The sequence below is a fragment of the Glutamicibacter sp. BSL13 genome (assembly GCF_052928425.1).
In genome coordinates, this window is record NZ_JAVGCZ010000023.1 from 12,875 (window position 1) to 32,856 (window position 19,982).

A 19,982-nucleotide genomic window follows, 5' to 3' on the forward strand; every position below is an offset into this window, starting at 1 on the left:
CACAAAAGTGGCGGCGACTGCGTCCCGATGAGGGAGGAGTCGCCGCCACTGACATGCTGCCGCTTGCTAGGCGGCCACGCTCTCGGCCTGCGCCGGGAACAGGGCCGCGCCGATGGCGACCGCCTCACTGCCCAGCTCGCTGGGCAGGATCTTCACCGGATGCCCGGAAATGGGCGGGATCTCCTCGAGTGTGGCGCCGATAACCGGTTCCAGCAGATCCCAGGAACGCGCCAGCCCGCCACCGATCACGAAGGCGGACAGATCCAGCAGCCCGGAAACCACCAGGGCCGCCTGGGCCAGGCCCTCGCCGGCCTCCTGGAAAATTTGTTGCGCCGCGCCATCGCCCTGCCGGGCGGCTTGGGCCACCTGCTGGGCGGTCAGCGGAGAACCGGTCATCTCGTAGTAGCGTGCCGCCACCGAGCGGCCCGAGGCCAGGGTCTCCAGGTGGCCGAGCCGGCCACAGGTGCACAGGCGCTCGCCGAAGCCGGGGATGTGCCCGATTTCCGCGGCCGCGCCGTGCTCCCCGGTGAACAACCGCCCGCCGAGCACCAGCCCGCCGCCGACCCCGGTGCCCAGCGTGATGCCGAAGAAGTTGGGGTGACCGTACCCGGCCCCGTAGAACTGTTCGGCCAGCACGAACGCGGCCACGTCGTTGCCGATACTCACCGGCATGGACAGCGCCCGCTGCAGGTTGGCCCCCAGATGGTAGCCCTGCCAGCCGCTAAACGAGTCGCTGGCCACCCTGACCACGCCGTGCGCGTCAATCACCCCGGCGGCACCGACCCCGGCACTGATCGGGGTGGCCCCGGACTGGGCGATTGCCTCGACACTGACCCGGCGCACGGCCTGCACCATGGCGTCCCCGCCCTCGGAGGCCGGGGAGGGGGTGGCACACTTGGCCAGCACCTGGCCGGCCGGATCCAGCATCACCGCCAAGATCCCGGTGCCGCCGATGTCTATTCCTAGTCGTGCCTTCAACTATTTCCCTTCACTTCCAAGTGCGAGCAGTTCCCGGCGGGCCTGGCGGCGCAGCGCCTGGGCTTCTGGATCCGGGGAGGGGACCGAGGCCAGCAGCTGCCGGGTGTAGTCCTGCTGCGGGTCGGTGAGCACCCGGGCCGCCGGACCGGACTCCAGGACCTGGCCCTGGCGCATCACGCTGACCGAGTCGCACACCGAATGCACCACCGCCAGGTCGTGGCTGATGAACAGGCAGCCGAATCCGTGCTCCTGCTGCAGCTCCAGCAGCAGGGTGAGCACCTCGTCCTGCACCGAGACATCCAGGGCGCTGGTCGGCTCGTCGGCGATCAGCAGCTTCGGGGCCAGGGCCAGCGCCCGGGCCAGGCCGATGCGCTGGCGCTGCCCACCGGAGAGCTCATGCGGGTAGCGCAGCGCCGTGTCCTTGGGCAGGCGGACCGCGTCAATCAGTTCGGCGACCCGGCGCTCGCGGAAGCCGCGGCCGGGATCGGCCAGCTCCTTGCGGTGCATGATCATCGGCTCGGCAATCGAATCGCCCAGCGTCATGCGCGGGTCCAGGGAGCCGCCCGGGTCCTGGAAGATGATGCCCAGCCGGGAGCGCAGCCGGCGCAGCGCCCGGTGCGACAGGCCGGAGATGTCCTGGCCGAACAGTTCCACCCTGCCGGAGCTCAACGGCACCAGCCCGAGCGGGACCCGGCCCAGCGTGGACTTGCCCGAACCGGACTCGCCCACCAGCCCGACGATCTGGTTCTGGTGGATCACCAGCTCGGCGTGGTCCACCGCCCGGATCTTGCGGGTGCCGGAGGTGAAGTCCACGCAGACCTCGCCCATCACCAGGATTTCCTCCCCGGCCGCACGGCGTGGTGCCTCCTGGGCGTCGGGCACGGTTGGGGCGCTGACTTCCCGCTGCTCAAGCTGCATCTGCGGCAGCTTGGGCACCGCGGCCAGCAGCGCCTGGGTGTAGGGATCGGTGGGGGTGCGCAGCACCTCGAACGCCGGTCCGCTTTCCACCACGAGCCCGGACTTCATCACCACCACCCGGTCGGCCAGGTCGGCCACGACCCCCATGTTGTGGGTGATCAGCACCAGGGCGGTGTTGGTTTCGCGCACCAGCTGGCGCAACAGCTCCAGGATCTCGGCCTGCACCGTCACATCCAGTGCCGTGGTCGGCTCGTCGGCGATGATCACCGCCGGGTTGCAGGCCAGGGCGATGGCGATGACCACGCGTTGGCGCTGGCCGCCGGAGAGCTGGTGTGGATAGTTGCGGGCCTTGCTGGCCGGGTCGGGGATGCCGACCTTCTCCAGCAGGCTCACCGCCCGCTCGTGGGCCTGGGCCTTGCTGGCCTCGGTGTGGTTCAGGATCGCCTCGGCGATCTGCGCACCGATTTTCATGGACGGGTTCAGGGCGGTCATCGGCTCCTGGAAGACCATGGAGACCACGTTGCCGCGCAACGTGTCCATCATCGAGTCCGGGCTGCCGAGCACCTGGTGCCCGGCGACCTGCAGGGAACCGCGGGTGCGGGCGGTGCTGGGCAGCAGGCCCAGCGCCGCCAGTGAGGTGATGGTCTTGCCGGAGCCGGATTCACCGACCACCGCCAGCACCTCGCCGCGGTTGACCTCGAAGCTGACCCCGCGCACCGCGTTGACGGTGCGGTTCTTGGTCACGAAGTCCACTTCCAGGTCCGACACCTGCAGCGCCACCTCGGCCGGCTCGGCCGCGCGGCGCGCCCGCCGGGTGGATTCGGGGGTAGGGTTCTGGTTCACTGCTGACCTCGCACATCAAACATGTCGCGCAACCCATCACCGATGAAGTTGAACGCGCAAACTACAAGAACAATGGCGATGCCCGCCGGGAAGATCAGCCACCAGGCCCCGGAGTAGACCGAGGAGATGCCTTCGCTGAGCATCGCGCCCCAGTCGGTGGCCGGTGGCTGCAGGCCCATGCCCAGGAAGGAGATGTAGGCGATCAGCAGGATCGCGTCGGCCACCTGGAAGGTCGCGTTGACCACGACGGTGCCGATGGTGTTCGGGATGATGTGGCGCACCACGGCGCGGGTGTTGCTGCCGCCGGTGGCCTTCACCGCCAGCACGTAGTCCCGGGTCTTCAGGCTCAGGGCCTCGGCACGGGTCAGGCGCGCGGGCACCAGCCAGGAGACCAGGCCGATGATCAGCACCATCATGGACTCACTGGGGCGCACGATCGCGGAGATCACCAGCAGCAGGAAGATGCCGGGCACCGCGATGCCCGCATCCACGATGCGCATCATCACCGCGTCCACCCAGCCCCCGGCGTAGCCGGCGATTGAACCCCACAGGGTGCCGATCACGGTGGCCAGCACGCCGGCGGCAAGGCCCACCAGGATGGAGGTCTGTCCGGCGACCATCAGCCGGCCGAGCACGTCATAGCCCAGCCCGTCGGTGCCCAGCACGTGCCCTTGCTCCCCGGGGGTGAGGTTGGAGGCCATCAGGTTCGTGGAGACCTGTTCGGTGGGGTACAACAGTGGTCCCAGGAAGCTGAAGAGCACCAGGGCCACCAGGATGGCGGTGCCCAGCACCGCGAGCTTGTTGGAGAAGAACTGGCGCACTGCGCGCCTGGCCGGGCTCATCGCCGCCTCGGAGCTGCGCGCCGGGGTGCCCGGGGTCGTCGGGTTCTTGGTTGTCTCACTCATTTGACGCCTCCACGGGAACGCGGATCGAGGATGAACTGGGTGATATCGGCCAGCAGCGAGCCGATCACGGTGGCCAGGGAGATCACCAGGATGCAGCCCAGCAGCACCGGGAAGTCGGTGGTCTGTGCCGCATTCCAGAACAGCAGGCCCATGCCCGGGTAGTTGAACAGCTGCTCCACCACCAGCGCCCCGCCGAACATCACCGGCAGGTAGTAGCCGAGCATGGTCACCACCGGGGTCAGCGAGTTGCGCAGCACGTGGCGGGCCACGACCCGCTTCATCGCGGTGCCCTTGGCCCGGGCGGTACGCACGTAGTCCTCGTGCAGGTTGTCAATGGTGGAGGAGCGCATGTAGCGGGAGAAGGTGGCCACCCCGGCCAGGCCGCTGGTGAGCACCGGCAGCACCATTTCCTTGGGCTGGGCCAGGATTTCGCCCACGGTGTTGCCCTGCGGGGCACTGGCCGGAAGGATGCCCAATAGCTGGGCGAAGAACATGATCAGCAGCAGGCCCAGAAAGAAGCTGGGGGTGGAGTAGACCACGAAGTTGATGCCGGTGATGATGTAGTCAAAGGGCTTGTTGCGGCGCAGCGCCTGGGCCATCCCCAGCGGGATGGAGACCAGCAGGGCCCCGCCCACGGCGGCGATCGCCAGGATCAGGGTCTTGGGCAGGCGCTGGGCGATCAGCGAGGAGACGTCCTCGTTCATCACGAACGAGCGGCCCAGGTCCCCGGTCAGCCACTGGCTGACGTAGTTGAAGTACTGCTGGATCAGCGGCAGGTCGAAGCCCATCTCATGGTTGAAGGCCTCGATCTGGGCGGGCGTGGCCGCCTGGCCCAGAATGCCGCGGGCCGGGCCCCCGGGCAGTGCCTGCAGCAGCAGGAAGACGATGACCGACACAATGGCGATCACCACCGCGGCCTGCACCAGGCGTTTGATCATGAACAGCCCGAAGAGGCGGATATTCGAATTATCCCGGACGGCGGTAGTCGTCATCGGCGATAGTCCTTTCAAAAGTTGTGTGCCTGCCCGTGGCCCGGCCCCGCGCAACGGCGCCGGGCCACGGACACACCGCAGGTATTACTTGTTCCAGCCCCAGCGCTGCGGGAAGAAGTTCCCGGTCGGGTCCTGGGTGGTGCCGGTCATGCCGTCGCGGATCACCGAGACCTGGTACACCGGGTTGGGCAGCCACATCACCGGCAGGTCCTCGGCCAGCAGCGCCGAGTAGTCCTGCATGATCTGCGGGTCGTTGCTCTCCAGTGCCTTGGTCATCAGCTCATCGGCCTTCGGGTTGGAGTAGTTGCCGAAGTTCACCGAGGCGCCGGTGGCGAAGATCCGCTCACCGGTCGGGTAGGCCGGGAAGTACCAGGAGCCGGCGGCACCGAAGTAGGAGAACTGCCAGTTGCAGTCTGAGGAGTCGGCTTCACACGGCACGGTGCGGTTGAGCACCGAGTTCAGCGGCGCGCGGTCGAAGCTCACCGCGACCCCGGCCTCACGCAAGGAGGACTGGATGGCGGCAAACTGCTTGTCCGCCTCCTCCGAACCGTTTTGCACCATCATGGTCAGCTCCATCTTGGTGCCTTCCTTGATGCCCTCGCCGCAGTCCGAGTCCCCGGCGCCGGCCGACTCGCAGACCAGGATGCCGTCGCTGCCGGCCTTCCAGCCGTGGTCGGCGAACAGCTGCTTGGCCTTTTCGATGTCGTACGGGTAGGGGTTGTTCTTCTGGGTGTCCGAAAGGTAGTGGGACTCGATGTCCTGCGGCACCGGGCCATAGACCGGGTTGGCCCCGCCCATCCAGACCTTTTCGGAGATGGTGCTCTGGTCCACCGAGGACTGCAGCGCCTGGCGCACGTAGAGCTGCTTGAAGACATCGCCCATCTTCGGGTTGTTGAAGTTGTAGGGCATGTAGGTGATGGCCCACCCTTGCCAGGGGTCCATGTTGTAGTTGTTCGCCTGGAACTGCTGCTGCTGGTTCAGCAGTGAGGTGGGAATGTAGCCGTAGTCAATGCCCTTGGAGCGCAGCAGGTTCACTTCGGCGTCGGCGGAGGTGAACGGCAGCAGGTTCACGGTCTGGACCTGGGCGGCGTCCTTGCCGTCGTAGTTTTCGTTCTTCTCCAGTGTGACCTTGCCGGAGTTGTCAAAGCCGCCGAGGGTGAACGGGCCGGAGACCACCTTCCACAGCGGGTTGTCCACGTAGTCCGAGATGTTTTCCGATTCCTTCATCAGGAACTTGAAGATCTCCTTGGCGCCCTTCTCGGTGCGGTCCGCGTCCCCGACCTTGCCGTCCTGGCTGGTCTTGGCCCAGGCATGGTGCGGCAGCGGGCGCACGGAAGCCAGCTGGCCGGAGTTCAGCCAGTCCTGGTTGTAGACCTTGTCGAAGGTGACCGTGAAGGTCTTCTCGTCGGTGTACTCCACGTCGGTGATGTTGTCCGGCAGACGGCCTTCCTTGTACCCGCCCCACTGTTCCTTGTTCGCCTTGATCAGGTTGAACCAGAATTCCACGTCGCGGGTGGTGATCGGTTCTCCGTCGGACCAGTGCATGTCACGCATGTGGAAGGTGACCTGCTTGCCGTCCTCGGAGTATTCCACCTTGTCGGCGATTCCGGTTTCGGTGTCCATGGCCATTTCGCCCTTGGAGCCGTCGAAGGTGAACATCGGGGACCACAGGGCCTGGTGGATGGAGGAGTTGTGGGTGGCCATCTTGCCGGCCACGCCGATCGGCAGGATCCAGTTTGGCGTGGCGTTCGGCGGCAGGGCGTAGTTCACGGTGTTGGTGTCCACGCCGGCCGGCACGGTCTTGGCCGCGGCATCGCTGTCGCCGTCGGTGGCGGAGTTGGTGTTGCTGTTTGCCCCGCCGCAACCGGTGAGCAGCAGCGCCAGCGCTGCCAGGCCGGCGGTGACGGACTTTTTCATGCGTCTCTGGTCGAAAGCCATGAGTTCCTCGCTAACGGTGTGAGTGGCTGACGATCCGCCGCCAACCTTTATTCAACATCGAACAAAGTATTGATACTTATGATCAAACTATGTGTAGTATAGGTCACGAGAGCAAAGACTTGCACCTGAATCGAAAAAAGTTTTGCGAATCTTGGTAATAGAAGGCGTCGTATACGACCAATGAGAGGATGTGTTCATGGCTTCTGGAAACCTGGCGGCGGACATCATCCATCGCATCGCTGTTGAACCGGTCACCCGCTCGGCCCTGGCCCGCGAGTTTGAACTGGCTCCCTCCACGATCTCGGCAAAAGTCAATGAACTGGCCGAGGCCGGGCTCATCGTTGAAGGCGGTGCCGCGCTCTCCCGTGGCGGGCGCCCCGGCAAGCTGCTGACCTTGCGTTACCAGTCCGGACGCCTTGGGGTGATCTCCATGGGTTCGCGCCACGCGCGGGTTGGGGTGGCGGACATGTCCCGCAAGATCCTGTCCATCCGCGAGGTGCGGATCGATGTCGGCCAGGGGGTGGATGCCACCTTGGACACTCTCTGGGCGGCGCTGAGGCAGGTGGCGGCCGAGGATGGCGGACAGCTGCTGGCGGTGGGCCTGTGTCTGCCCGGACCGGTGGATGTGGAGCGAGGCGTGGTCGTCTCGCCCTCGCGCATGCCCGGTTGGCACAACCAGCCGGTGGCCGAGATGGCCCGGCAAAAAATGGGCATACCGGTGAACATGGACAACGATGCGAACCTGGCGGCGCTGGGGGAGTACCTGACCCGGGGCGATGACGCCGCCGCCAACTCGATCACGCTGATCGCCGGATCCGGCATCGGCTCGGGCATCATGGCCAACGGCGAGCTCTTCCGCGGATCCTCCTACGCCGCCGGGGACATCACGCACACCAAGGTTGAGGCCGCCGGGGACCGGTTGTGCTCCTGCGGCAACCGCGGCTGCCTGGAAACCATTGCCTCCGGCGCGGCCATCGTGCGCGACCTGGCCGCGGTGGGCACCCATGTCGATGACATCCACGACGTGATCCAGCTGGTGCGTGACGGGCACCCGGCCGCCAATGGAGTGGTGCGCGAGGCCGGCCGGCAACTCGGGCTCGCGCTGAGCACCGTGGTGAACTTCTTCAATCCCGGGGACGTCTACCTCACCGGCACCCTGTCCAGCGCCAGCGTCTACGTGGCTGCGGTGCGCTCCCAGCTTTATGAACGCTGTCTGCCCATGGCCACCTCCGGGCTGCGCGTGGAAGCGGCAATGGCCGGGGCGCACGCCGGGCTGATTGGCGCCGCGGAGATCGCCTTGATCGAGTTGCTGAGCCAGCCCAGCCTCCCCGCAGAATTTTCAGACCCGCCGGCCTAGCCGGTGGGCGGCGCTCCGACGCCACGACCCTCCATGAAAGGAAACCGTCTCGTGAACCCAACCCCTGCAGCACTGAAAATCGGCTTCGGCGGCATGTCGATTGAAGCCTCGAACTTCTCCCCGCACCGTTCGGGGTTCGAGGCCTTCAACTTCACCCGCGATGACGCGCTGATGGGCCGGTACAGTTTCCTGCAGCCTGAGCACGAGAACTATGACGCCGCCCTGGACGCCGCGTTCACCGCCATCCCGCTGGTCCACGCCCGCTCCCTGCCCGGAGGCATGGTTGAGCCCGAAGTCTATGAGACGCTCAAGCGCGATCTGATCGCCATGATCCACGAGCACGGCCCGTTCGATGGTTTCTTCTTTGACATCCATGGCGCCATGACCGTGCTGGGGCGCCAGGACGCGGAGGCGGACCTGGCCCGCGCCGTGCGCAGCGCCCTGGATGAGGAAAGCCAGAAGGCCGGTGCACCGCGCTGCCTGGTTTCGGCCACCATGGACCTGCACGGCAACGTCACCGCCGATCTGGTTGAGCAGTGCGACCTGATCACCTGCTACCGCATGGCCCCGCACGAGGATGAGCAGGAAACCAAGCAGCGCGCCCTGCGCAACCTGGTGGATCGGCTGCAATCCGGTGCCGGCGCACCGCACAAGGCGTTCGTGCGGATCCCGGTGCTGCTGCCCGGGGAGAAGACCTCCACCCGGCTGGAACCGGCCAAGGGCATCTACGCCGCCATCCCGGACATTGAAGCCCTTGACGGGGTCACCGACGCCTCGATCTGGGTGGGCTACGCCTGGGCCGATGAACCGCGCTGCTACGCCACCGTGGTGGTCACCGGTGATGACGCCGAACTGATCGGGCAGCAGGCCACCGAGCTGGCCAAGCGCTACTGGCAGGCCCGCGCGGACTTCAAGTTCGTGGCCCCGGCCGCCTCCCTGGAGGAATGCCTGGCCGCCGCGCTGGCCGAAGACGCGCCGCGCCCCTACGTGATCTCCGATTCCGGGGACAACCCGACCGCCGGCGGATCCGGAGACGTGACCTGGACGCTGCGCGAACTGCTGGCCGATGAACGGCTCACCGGGCAGGATTCCCTGCGCGTCGTGGTCGCCTCGGTCTTTGATGCCCCGGCCGTGGCCGCGTGCTTCGAGGCCGGACTGGGTGCCGAGATCAGCCTGGAGGCCGGGGCGCGGGTGGACCACGTGCATTCCGGTCCCGCAGAGCTCAGCGGCGTCGTGCACAGCCTCACCGACGGGGATGCCACCAGTGGGCGGGTCGCCGTGGTGCGGGTCGGTGGGGTGCACGCCATCATCACCGAACGGCGCAAGCCCTACCACACCCGTTCCGACTTCGCCGCCGCCGGGCTGCAGGCCACCGACTTTGACCTCGTCGTGGTCAAGATCGGCTACCTGGAACCGGAACTGTTCGACCTGGCTGAAGGATGGATGCTCGCACTGACCCCCGGCGGCGTGGACCAGGACCTGCTGCGCCTGGGCCACCGAAAGATCGAGCGTCCCATGTTCCCGTTCGACCAGGACATGGAAGACCCGGACCTTGGCGCCCAGCTGTTCGCAGCCCGCCCGCACGGAGCCTAGCCATGCCCGTACTGGAAATCGCGGTCCAGGACGCTGCCGGTGCCCGCATCGCCCGCAGTGAGGGGGCCGAGCGGGTGGAGCTGTGCTCGGCACTGTCCACCGGAGGGCTGACCCCCTCGGTGGGGATCCTGCGCACCACCATCGAGGTGGGCCTGCCGGTTCACGTGCTGATCCGTCCCAGGCCCGGCGGATACGTCTACGATGCCACCGAGGTTGAGGCAATGGTCGCGGACATCGTCTGCAGCATGGAGCTTGGCGCGCAGGGCGTGGTGATCGGAGCGCTGGACGGTGCAGAGAGCGCCTTGGACCTGCCGGTGCTCGGCCAGCTGGCCACCGCCGCACGCAGCGTGAACCCGGATGCCGAAATCACCGTGCACCGCTGTGTGGACGTCTTACTGGAGCGCGGCATCGAACCGCAGCGGATCATCCGGGATCTCGTCGAGCTCGGCGCCACCCGGGTCCTGACCTCCGGGGGAGCGACGCGTTCCATCGACGGCGTGGACACGTTGACCCAGCTTCACCAATTGGCAGAAGGGCGCGTGCAGATCCAGGCTGGCGGGGGAGTACGCATTGGCGACATTCCCAGGTTGCGCCATTTGGATGGGGTCCACCTCTCCGCCCGGCACAGCGTCAACGGGGGAGCTGCCGGTCCCGGCGGCGGCAGCGGGCACATCGATGCCACCAGCGCTGAGCTGGTGCACCAGGCCCGGGTAGCCCTGGACGCGTCATAAAGCCCTGCCCCAATGTTGCGCACGCGGACCTAGCCTGGGCGCTTGGGCAGCGCTGCTGATCGAAGGAGCGGCAGCGCGCGAGTTCCGCTTCGCGCTGGCGTGCCGTGAACGTTTTCGGCCTGGTTCGTGGCTGTGCAGCCCGGTATTCACCGGTGGGATGTTCTTTCCCTGGTGAATACCGGGTTTTGCGCTTTTCCAAGGAGTCATCCTGGTGGGGGGGAGTCGTGACCGTGCAGGAGGGCCGCGGCAACGAGGTCTGTCTAACTTGTGTGTATCAAAAACACTCCTCGTCATGCTGCTACCTTTTTGTCCACAAGATCGGGTAACGTCTCGTGTGTCACTAGCCCCCAAGAAAGTGAGAGAAACATGAAGGCGCTTTTCGATCTCGACTTCCGCCGCTTCGTCACCCCGACCATCATCAAGATCGTCTACATCCTGATCATGGTGATGCTGGGTATCGGTTACCTCGTGGCCGTGTTCAGCAGCTTCCAGGCCAGCACCGGCTTCGGCATCTTCACGCTGTTGATCCTCGGACCGCTCTTCGTCCTGCTCTACCTGGTCCTGGCCCGCGCCAGCCTTGAATCGCTGCTGGCCGCGATTCGCACCGCGGAGAACACCGCGGAACTGGTGCGTCTGGCTGGCGGCCACGCCCCGGGCACTGATCCGCAGTTCCCGGCCGGGCCGCAGTCCCCGGCGGGCCCGTCGGCTCCGACCAATCCGCAGATGCCGAACACGCCCCAGCCCGGAAGCGGACCGGCAGCCCCGACCAACCCGTACCAGCAGTAGGTCTGGACCTTCCGCCGGAACTGCAACTGCCCTGCGGCAACTGGAGAACCAGTTGCCGCAGGGCAGTTTTGTATTGGGGCGGTGAACCGGTGCCTTGGCTACCAGGCGTACTCGGCCTTCAGGGAGAGCACCGGGCATTCGGCCTGCAACAGGATCCGCTGCGCCGTGCTTCCCATGATGAACTTGCCCACCGGCGAGCGCTTGCGCATGCCGATGACAATGAGTTCGGCCCGCTGGGCACGGGCCACGCCCAGGATCTTGTCCGCCGGGTCGGAGCCCACCGGCGAGCGCTCGATCCAGAAGTCCACTCCCGACGCGGCGAGGCGTTCTTCCAGCTCATGATGCTGCTTGGCATCAATCAGCCGGTTGTCGATGGGGGTATCACCCTTGGACGCGTTGACGACGGTGAGCCGGCTTTGGGAACGCTCGGCCTCGAGGATGGCCCGCTGCAGTGCCGCCTCTCCTTCCGGGGAAGGGATGTATCCGACCACGATGCTCATGAGTGATCCTTCCTGGTATCTTCCCCATGCGGCCGGCTCTTTTCGGCCACATGGCTTCCGCCCTTCAGGTGCTGGTGGTCCAGGGGCGAGAGTTCGTCCTCGGTGAGGTTGCCGCCCCCGGCCAGCCCTTGGGCCAGTTCGGAGGAGCCGCCGCGGGAACGGCGGATTGCCATGAAGATGACCGGCAGGAGCAGCAGGATGGCAATGATGATGTAGATCGTCACCGCCACCGGCTCGCTCCACAGCCCGGAAACTTCACCGGCACTGAGCTGGAAGGTCTTGCGCAGTTGTTCCTCGGCCATCGGCCCGATGATGACACCTAGGATCAGCGGCAACACCGGCAGCCCGAAGCGGCGCAGTGCGAAGCCGAGCAGCCCGATGACCAGCAGCAGCCACAGGTCCGCGGTCTGCATGTTTACCGAGAACGCGCCCAGCGTGGCGAAGAACAGGATCCCGGCATACAGGTAGGGGCGGGGGATCTGCAGCAGCTTCGCCCAGACCGGGGCCAGCGGCAGGTTGATCAGCAGCAACAGGGTGTTGCCGATGAACAGGCTCGCGATCAGCGCCCACACCAGTGCCGGCTCATTTTCAAACAGCAGCGGACCGGGCTGGATGCCCTTCATGACCAGGAAGGCGAGCATGACCGCGGCGGTGGCGTTGGTCGGCAGGCCCAGGGCGAGCATCGGGGTGAGGGTGCCGGCGGCCGAGGCATTGTTCGCCGCCTCCGGGCCCGCCACGCCCTCGATGGCGCCGTGGCCAAACTCCTCGGGGTGCTTGGACAGCTTTTTCTCGGTCACGTAGGACAGGAAGGTTGGCACCTCGGCGCCGCCCGCGGGCAGGGCCCCAAAGGGGAAGCCGTACGCGGTGCCGCGCAGCCACGGCTTCCAGGACCGCTTCCAGTCTTCCTTGCCCATCCACGGGGCGCCGACCGGAATGGTGCGGGTGGGGGTGCGGCGCAGGTGCGCGGCAATCCACAGGGCCTCGCCAATCGCGAAGATCGCGACGGCCACCACCACAATGTCCAACCCGTCCACCAGCGGCGCGAAGCCGAAGGTGAGCCTGCTCTGCCCGGAGACCGGGTCCATGCCCACCAAGCCGATGGCCAGGCCGAGGCCCAGGGAGGCAAAACCTCGGATCTTGGAGGAACCCAGGACCGCGGTCACGGTAATCAGTGCCAGCACCATGATCGCGAAGTAGCTGGGGGCGCCCAGGCTCACCGCGAACTTCACCACGAAGGGGGCCACCGTCACCAGCAGGGCGGTGCCGATGGTCCCGGCCACGAAGGAGCCGATGGCTGCGGTGGCCAGCGCCTGGGCGGCACGGCCGGCCTTGGCCATCTTGTGCCCCTCGATGGCGGTGATCACCGTTGCGGATTCACCGGGGGTGTTAAGCAGGATGGAGGTGGTTGAACCGCCGTACATGCCGCCGTAGTAGATGCCGGCGAACATGATCAGCGCACTGGAGGTCTCCATCCCGTAGGTGACCGGCAGCAGCAGCGCCACCGCCATGGCCGGACCGATGCCCGGAAGTACACCGACCGCGGTGCCCAGGATGACCCCGGCGAACGCGAACAGCAGGTTGATGGGGGTCAGGGCGGCGGCGAAGCCGTCCATCAGGAGGCTGAGCGTATCCACCTACAACACCCCCGACAGGATCCCGGCCGGCAGCTTGATGCCCAGGCCGAGGTAGAAACCATAGAAGGATCCCAGCGCCATGACCAGGGAGATGACCAGGGTCAGGACATAGCGTCGGGCACCCAGGCACAGAGCCGAACCGAAGAACAGCAGCGTGCCGGAGATGACCCAGCCGGCCCAGTTGATCAGCAGGATGTTCACCACGAACACTCCGATCAGCGGCAGCAGGGTTTTCCAGTCCGAGGGCTGGCTCAGGTCCACGTCTTCGCCTTCCTCGCCCTGGGCGAGGTTGCCGCGCCATACGGTGATGGCCAGCGCCACGGCGGAGAGGACCAGGATCACCGAGACCACGTAGGGCAGGGCCTTGGGCCCGACCACGTCGGCCTGGGAGTACGTCACATGAAGCTGCGACGCGTCAACGAACACCAGGATTCCCACCAAGAGAAGAAACGCGGCGAACAGCAGTTCGACGCGCTTCTTCCTTGTTGTGGCTACTTCGCTCACGCCAGCCCCAGGGCCTTGAGCACGTTGGCCACGCGCTCATCCTGTTCGCTCAGGAAGCTGGAGAAGTCCTCACCGGTCATGAACGCATCGCTCCAGCCGTTGGTCTCCAGTGCTTCCTTCCACTGCTCGGAGTCGTGCATCTTGGTGACGACGTCAATCCACTTCTGCTTGTCGGCGTCCGAGATTTCCGGCGGGGCGACAATGCCGCGCCAGTTGGAGAAGACCAGGTCGATGCCGGACTCCTGGAGTGTCGGGGCATCCACGCCCTCCAGGCGCTCTTCGCCGCTGGTGGCCAGGACGCGCACCGAGCCCTCTTCGATCTGCTGCATGTATTCACCGGCACCGGAGGCGGCGAACGCCAGCTTGTTGCCCAGGATGGCCGGCAACAGATCCCCGCCGCCGTCGTAGGAAACGAAGTTCACCTTCTTCGGGTCAATGCCCACGGCCTGGGCCAGCTGCATCGGCAGCAGGTGGTCCGGGCCGCCCGGCGAGGAGCCGCCGCCGACCGAAAGCTTGCCCGGATCCTTCTTCCAGGCCTGAACCAAATCGTCGATGGTCTTGTACGGGGAGTCCTTGGAGACCATGATCGCTCCCGGCTCCTCGATGAGCTTGGCAATCGGGGTGGTTTCGGTCAGCTTCGCATCGGATTCGTTGGTGTAGCTGGCGCCCACCACGCCCAGACCCATCAGCATTGACAGGTCCCCGGTGCCCTTTTCATTGACCAGGCGGGCCAGCCCCACGGTGCCCCCGGCACCGGCCAGATTGAAGACCTCGGGGTTCGAAGCAATGTCCGCCTCATCCATGACCTTGGCGGCCACGCGGGCGGTGGTGTCATAACCGCCGCCGGCGGTGTTGGGAACCATGATGCGCAGTCCGGTCACCGGTCCACTGTCCGCCGACTGGCCTTCGGACGAGTTCTCGGAGGTGACACCACAGCCGGTGGCGGTCAGTGCCAGTGCCGCGGCGGCGGCAATGGTGGCCACCTTGCGCAGGGATTTGAGAGTTTTCATCGGATTCGTGCCTCACTACCTTCATTGTTGGGCGAGTGCTTTAGACACTATGGCCCGCGGTGCCGCGCGTCACGTTTGCGTAAGCAGAGTAGATATTGTTCATTGTGTAACCAAAAAATGTGATCCCGATCTCGCGTCGCTTCGGTACGCTAAAGGGTGGAGAACGCCGCAACATCAATGGCGGCAAGAGGAGAACGAGACACATGAAAACGGCCAATGCCGCGAGGGGGCGAAAGCCCGGTCGGCAACTGACTTTGGCCGGGCAGTACCTGATCATGCAGCTGTTGATCATTGGGGTCGTTCTCACCGGGGTCATCGCCGTATCGGTGAATCAGGCGACCAACAATTTTGAGAAGTCCGAAACCCGCAGAAGCCTGTCCGCGGCTGAATCCCTGGCTTCCAATCCCCTGCTGCGCGCGCTCCTGCCCGATGCGGCCCCGGAGATGGGTTCGGCCCTGCCTGCCATGGCCGAGTCCGCGCGCAGCATCTCGGGCCTGGATTTCGTGGCCATCGCCGACGCTGCGGGCACGATCATCACCTCCAGCTACCCCGATGAAGTCAACTCCTCCATCCTCACCCCGGACAGCACCGTGACCCAGGGCCGCGCGTGGCGCGGAGAACGCGTCCATGACGGGAAGCATGAACTGATCGCCCACATCCCGGTGCTGAACGAGGAGGGAAAGCTGATCGGGATGGTGGGGGCCGGGCAAAGCTACCCCAATACCGCCGAGCTGCTCCGGGAGATCGCGCCCAGCGTGCTGTTCACCCTGCTGGTGTGCATCCTGCTCGGAGCCGGAGGCTCAGTCCTGCTGGCCCGAAAGGTCAAGCACCAGACCAGGGGAATGGAGCCGCGGGACATCACCAAGCTCTTTGAACATCGCGAGGCGCTGCTGCATGGGGTGAAGGAGGGCGTGATCTCGGTTTCCCCCAACCACCGGATCACCCTGGCCAACGATGTGGCCATTGAACTGCTGCGCCTGCCTGAAGACTGTGTGGGGCGCACATTGGAGGAGCTGAATGTCGCCCCGCAGGTGACCCGTGCCCTTCTCACCCAGCAGGAGGAAGCCGACCGGCAGTTCCTGATCGGGGAGCGGGTTCTGGTCTTCAACCGCATGCCCATCAGCCGAGGGGAACGGGATCTGGGATCGGTGACCACGTTCCGCGACCGCACGGAGCTAAGCCGCCTGGAACAGGAACTGGGTAACACCAAGGCCACCAGCGACATGTTGCGCGCCCAAACCCATGAGTTCGCGAACCAGCTGCATGCGATTTCCGGACTCATCAAACTCGAAGAATATGGGGAAGTGGAGCGCTTCATTGAAGGGGTCAGCCTCAGCCGCAGCCAGTTGTTCGACAGCGTGTCGACCTCGATTGAGGATCCCACGGTGGCAGCACTGCTGATCGCCAAGGCCAGCGTCGCCTCGGAACGTGGCATCCAGCTGGAACTGAACGAGGAATCCCGCCTCAGCCGGTGCGAAGACGCACTGGCCCGCGACCTGACCACGGTGGTTGGCAACTTGACGGATAATGCAATAGAGGCCGTGACCCAGATTCGTGACGCCCACATCCAGATCACCATCGAAGACACGGATTCCCAAATAGCCATCACCGTCGCGGATAACGGCCCCGGAATTGACGACGGGGTCATTGAGGAGATCTTCGCCCAGGGGTTCTCGACCAAGGACCACCACGCCGCGGGAGGGCGCGGTTTTGGCTTGGCGCTGGCCCGCCTGGTCTGCCAGCGCCACGGCGGGCGCGTGATGGCCAGGAACGACAACGGTGCGCTCTTCACCGCCACACTCGCAAAGTAAAGGACAGCACGCCAGATGATCAAGGTACTGGTGATCGACGACGATTTCATGGTCGCCAAGGTTCACTCCGGCTTCGTGAACAGCATCGACGGGTTCGCCGTGGTGGGGGTCGCGCATAACGGGGCCGAGGCCGTCAAGGCCGTCGAATCACTGAACCCGGCACTGGTGCTACTGGACATCCACCTGCCGGACATCAATGGGCTGGATCTGCTGCAGCAGCTGCGAACGATCAAACCCGACCTGGACGTACTGGTCATCAGCGCCGCCCGGGAAATGGACACGGTCCGCAGGGCGTTGCGCGGGGGAATCGTGCACTACTTGATGAAGCCGTTCTCCCGGGACGATCTCAATGAACGGCTTGAGCATTACCGAAGCTCCTATGCGCCCCTGCAAACCTCGGATCAGCAGCTGCAGCAGGAGGACGTCAATCGGCTCTTCGGATTGGGAAAGGGGCAGGAACACCGGCCACTGCCCAAGGGCTGCAGCATCGAAACGCTGGAGCTCGTGGAGAAGATCCTCAAGCAGGCGCCGCAGCCGATCTCAGCCACCGAAACGGCAGAACAACTCGGCATTTCCCGGGTCAGCGCCCGCCGCTACCTGGAGTATTTGGCGGAGGAAGGGCTGGTGCAGGTGAACCTGAAGTACGGGGGAGTGGGCCGCCCGGAACGACGATACGCGTCTGCCTGAAAAGCCGTTGCATTCGGGATGACGCTTCCACCGGTCGGAGCAGTCGCTGGGGGCGGGGATGGGCGCAGGCATGCGCCCAACCGGGATCAGAAGGCCCCGGGATTCAGCGCCAACCACACGCAATCCCCGGTTTTCCCAATCACGGCCCATGGTCCGGCGGTTCTCAGTAGATGAGAATTTGGCCGGGACATCCCACCGCCCGCGACCTCCTCAGTGGTAGCTTGAAGGTGAATCGAGGAAAACCAAGGACCCTGGGGTTCATTTTCCCCCGACTAGGGAAGCCAGATAGGGGCACACGATGACTTCCACGCCAGAAACCGACATGAGTGATCTTGCCATTGCCTCGCGAGCGGTGCTCAAGCCAATTTCGCAGATCGCCCGGTCGGCCGGGATCCCGGAGACTGCGGTGGAGCCTTACGGCAGGTACAAGGCCAAGATCGACCCGGCCCTGCTGACTGCTCGCGGTTCCGGTCTGGGAAAGGTGGTCCTGGTCAGCGGCATGTCCCCGACACCCGCGGGGGAAGGGAAATCCACCATGGTGGTGGGCTTGGGTGATGCCTTGGCCGCCGCGGGAACGAAAACCATGATCGCCCTGCGTGAACCCTCTGTGGGCCCGAGTTTCGGCATGAAGGGTGGGGCCACCGGCGGCGGCAAGTCGCAGGTGCTCCCGATGGATGAGATCAACCTGCATTTCACCGGGGATTTCCATGCCATCACCAGCGCGAACAACCTGTTGATGGCACTGATCGACAACCACCTGCACCAGGGAAATTCCCTGGGCATTGATCCGCGGCGCATCACCTTCAAACGCGCCGTAGACATGAACGACCGGGCGCTGCGCAACGTGGTCATCGGCCTTGGTGGGCCGGCCGACGGGATGCCGCGGGAAACCGGTTTCGAGATCACCGCTGCTTCCGAGGTCATGGCGGTATTCTGCCTGGCCACCGGGCTGGAGGACTTGCGCGCCCGGCTCGGCCGCATGACCATCGGCTATACCCGCGACAACGCTCCGGTCACCGTGGACGACCTGGGGGCCGCCGGTGCCATGGCCTTGCTGCTCAAGGAGGCGATCAAACCCAACCTCGTCCAGACCATAGGCGGTACCCCCGCCCTCATCCATGGCGGGCCATTCGCCAACATTGCGCATGGCTGCAACTCGGCGGTCGCCACCAATACCGCGCGTACGCTGGCCGACATCGTGGTGACCGAGGCCGGCTTCGGCACCGACCTGGGCGCCGAGAAGTTCATGGACATCAAGGCCCGCTATGCCGGGTGCGACCCGGACACCGTCGTCATCGTGGCCACCATTCGTGCCCTGAAAATGCACGGGGGAGTGTCCCTGGAGCAGCTGCGTGAAGAAGACATCGAGGCCGTGCGCGCAGGCCTGACGAACCTCGCCCGGCATGCCTTGAACATCTCGAAGTTCGGTATCCAGCCGGTCATCGGCATCAACCGATTCACCACGGATACCGAAGCGGAATTGGCGGTGGTCACCGAATGGGCCGCGGCGAACAACATTGAATGCGCCGTAGCCGATGTCTGGGGCCACGGCGGTGCCGGGGCCGGGGAGCTGGCCGCCGCGGTCTTGCGGGCCATTGAACCACCGAACAATTTCTCCCCGTTGTACGAGCTGACGCAACCGGTTGAGGAGAAGATCCTAACCCTGGTGCGCGAGCTCTATGGCGGAGTGGGCGTTGAGTATTCTGCCAAGGCAAGGCGGATGCTCGAGCAGATCCACGCCAACGGCTGGGACGACCTGCCGGTGTGCATGGCCAAGACCCAGTATTCGTTCTCCGATGACCCCACGCTCCTGGGAGCCCCCGAAGGATTCACGTTGCAGGTCCGCGAGATCGTTCCCAAGACGGGGGCCGGTTTCATTGTGGCCATCACCGGGGCGATCACAACCATGCCTGGCCTTCCCAAGGTGCCGGCCGCCATGCACATGGATGTCGATGAACAGGGGCGCGCAGTGGGTTTGTCGTAGCGGGGACTACCGAGGAAGCTGGCCGGAAGAAACGACTGACCAACGCGTAGAGCCCGGCAACGCTAGGAGGGGTTGCACCGCCGGGCACCGCCGTATTTTCGTTTCGGGTACGTCTAGGCTCTGGTCGGGGCCGCGCGCCGGTCAATCCCGGAGGCGATCATATCGAGGCGTTCGATAGCCGCTTCAAATTCACGCAGTGCAGCGAAGAGGTCCTGGTGTTGCCGGCGCAGTTCGGCCATCGATGAATCGTCGGTTGTCGAGCTGGCCAGGTCGAAGCTGACATTAGTACGGGCGCCAGCAAGCGTGGCGCGCAATGAGCCCAAAGCGACCACCACATCGGAAATCAGCGCCTGGTTGCCGTTCAGGGCCAGCCATTCAAGGTCGTCAATGGCCATAACGGCGTGCTTGCCCAGCGTCGCCGAGGCCCGGGCAGCGTTGATGCTGGCATTCTTGATCGCGGTCTCGCGTTCTCTTCCAGGCTCCAGGTGGAACGCGGCGCCGAAGGCCTTGGATGCGGAGGCGTCTTCGTCCGCCAGGCGCAGTGCCGTCTGCCGCAACTCCAAGGCACGGCGTCGAATGCTCTGCACGTGGGCGGCCTGCGGTTCCTGCGCATCCGTGTAACCGGCAACCATGGAGATCAGGGAGGCGGCAATGGCCAGCATCAATCCGGCACCGGCGCCGCCACCGGGCGAACCGGTGGACTGGGCCAGTGCCGCCGTCCACTGTTCGACGGTTGAGTCCTGGGTGGTGACTGCTTCGGGCTTGTCCATGGCATCAAGTCTCTACTACATGGGGCCGCAGGCCGCACCGA

At 65.4% G+C, this 19,982-nt stretch carries 17 protein-coding genes; 7 read left to right on the plus strand and 10 right to left on the minus strand.

What is annotated here, in order from left to right; all coding sequences use genetic code 11:
- Nucleotides 1–66 precede the first annotated feature (66 nt).
- The 5 genes from RCJ92_RS06410 to RCJ92_RS06430 all read right to left on the minus strand — a co-directional run bounded on the left by RCJ92_RS06410 (nt 67) and on the right by RCJ92_RS06430 (nt 6,574).
- On the minus strand, nt 67–978 hold the full coding sequence (locus tag RCJ92_RS06410; protein ID WP_446754071.1) for an ROK family protein: 912 nt from the start codon (nt 976–978) through the stop codon (nt 67–69).
- Nucleotides 979–2,739, minus strand: coding sequence for a dipeptide ABC transporter ATP-binding protein (locus RCJ92_RS06415; RefSeq protein ID WP_446754072.1), 1,761 nt, complete (start codon nt 2,737–2,739; stop codon nt 979–981).
- Entirely contained in the window at nt 2,736–3,644 is a 909-nt protein-coding gene (locus RCJ92_RS06420) for an ABC transporter permease (RefSeq protein ID WP_446754073.1), read from the minus strand. Before RCJ92_RS06420 ends, RCJ92_RS06415 begins: the two co-directional genes overlap by 4 nt.
- Nucleotides 3,641–4,636, minus strand: coding sequence for an ABC transporter permease (locus RCJ92_RS06425; protein WP_138173280.1), 996 nt, complete (start codon nt 4,634–4,636; stop codon nt 3,641–3,643). The genes RCJ92_RS06420 and RCJ92_RS06425 overlap by 4 nt, the downstream gene beginning before the upstream one ends.
- Before the next feature lie 84 nt (nt 4,637–4,720).
- Entirely contained in the window at nt 4,721–6,574 is a 1,854-nt protein-coding gene (locus RCJ92_RS06430; protein WP_446754074.1) for a peptide ABC transporter substrate-binding protein, read from the minus strand.
- 196 nt (nt 6,575–6,770) lie between these two features.
- On the opposite strand from RCJ92_RS06430, the gene RCJ92_RS06435 reads away from it, so the two are divergent.
- The 4 genes from RCJ92_RS06435 (at nt 6,771) to RCJ92_RS06450 (ending at nt 11,041) form a co-directional block, all read left to right on the plus strand.
- Entirely contained in the window at nt 6,771–7,931 is a 1,161-nt protein-coding gene (locus RCJ92_RS06435) for an ROK family protein (protein ID WP_446754075.1), read from the plus strand.
- Between the two features lie 51 nt (nt 7,932–7,982).
- Nucleotides 7,983–9,524, plus strand: a complete 1,542-nt coding sequence (locus tag RCJ92_RS06440) for a M81 family metallopeptidase (RefSeq protein ID WP_446754076.1) — start codon at nt 7,983–7,985, stop codon at nt 9,522–9,524.
- Between the two features lie 2 nt (nt 9,525–9,526).
- Nucleotides 9,527–10,255, plus strand: coding sequence for a copper homeostasis protein CutC (locus tag RCJ92_RS06445; RefSeq protein ID WP_446754077.1), 729 nt, complete (start codon nt 9,527–9,529; stop codon nt 10,253–10,255).
- Nucleotides 10,256–10,621: 366 nt separating this feature from the next.
- A complete protein-coding gene (locus RCJ92_RS06450) occupies nt 10,622–11,041 on the plus strand; it encodes a DUF4282 domain-containing protein (protein ID WP_138173270.1) in 420 nt (139 codons plus the stop codon).
- Nucleotides 11,042–11,139: 98 nt separating this feature from the next.
- On the opposite strand, the gene RCJ92_RS06455 is transcribed toward RCJ92_RS06450, so the two are convergent.
- The 4 genes from RCJ92_RS06455 to RCJ92_RS06470 are packed head-to-tail and all read right to left on the minus strand — an operon-like array spanning nt 11,140 to nt 14,689.
- Complete coding sequence (locus RCJ92_RS06455; protein WP_346922266.1) at nt 11,140–11,541, minus strand: universal stress protein; 402 nt, start codon at nt 11,539–11,541, stop codon at nt 11,140–11,142.
- Entirely contained in the window at nt 11,538–13,175 is a 1,638-nt protein-coding gene (locus RCJ92_RS06460) for a tripartite tricarboxylate transporter permease (RefSeq protein WP_446754078.1), read from the minus strand. The genes RCJ92_RS06455 and RCJ92_RS06460 overlap by 4 nt, the downstream gene beginning before the upstream one ends.
- Complete coding sequence (locus tag RCJ92_RS06465; RefSeq protein WP_138173266.1) at nt 13,176–13,679, minus strand: tripartite tricarboxylate transporter TctB family protein; 504 nt, start codon at nt 13,677–13,679, stop codon at nt 13,176–13,178. It lies immediately after the preceding gene.
- Nucleotides 13,676–14,689: a Bug family tripartite tricarboxylate transporter substrate binding protein gene (locus RCJ92_RS06470; RefSeq protein ID WP_446754079.1), complete on the minus strand. Its 1,014-nt coding sequence runs from the start codon at nt 14,687–14,689 to the stop codon at nt 13,676–13,678. The genes RCJ92_RS06465 and RCJ92_RS06470 overlap by 4 nt, the downstream gene beginning before the upstream one ends.
- A 203-nt stretch (nt 14,690–14,892) precedes the next feature.
- Here RCJ92_RS06470 and RCJ92_RS06475 point away from each other — a divergent pair, with 203 nt between their 5' ends.
- The 3 genes from RCJ92_RS06475 (at nt 14,893) to RCJ92_RS06485 (ending at nt 19,171) form a co-directional block, all read left to right on the plus strand.
- The gene (locus RCJ92_RS06475) at nt 14,893–16,500 is read left to right on the plus strand and encodes a sensor histidine kinase (protein ID WP_446754080.1); all 1,608 of its coding nucleotides are present in this window, start codon (nt 14,893–14,895) and stop codon (nt 16,498–16,500) included.
- Between the two features lie 15 nt (nt 16,501–16,515).
- Nucleotides 16,516–17,187 (plus strand): response regulator, encoded by a 672-nt coding sequence (locus tag RCJ92_RS06480; protein WP_054821038.1) that lies wholly within the window; start codon nt 16,516–16,518, stop codon nt 17,185–17,187.
- 298 nt (nt 17,188–17,485) lie between these two features.
- Nucleotides 17,486–19,171 (plus strand): formate--tetrahydrofolate ligase, encoded by a 1,686-nt coding sequence (locus RCJ92_RS06485; protein WP_446754081.1) that lies wholly within the window; start codon nt 17,486–17,488, stop codon nt 19,169–19,171.
- 113 nt (nt 19,172–19,284) lie between these two features.
- On the opposite strand, the gene RCJ92_RS06490 is transcribed toward RCJ92_RS06485, so the two are convergent.
- Complete coding sequence (locus RCJ92_RS06490) at nt 19,285–19,941, minus strand: cyclodeaminase/cyclohydrolase family protein (protein ID WP_446754082.1); 657 nt, start codon at nt 19,939–19,941, stop codon at nt 19,285–19,287.
- Nucleotides 19,942–19,982: the final 41 nt, after the last annotated feature.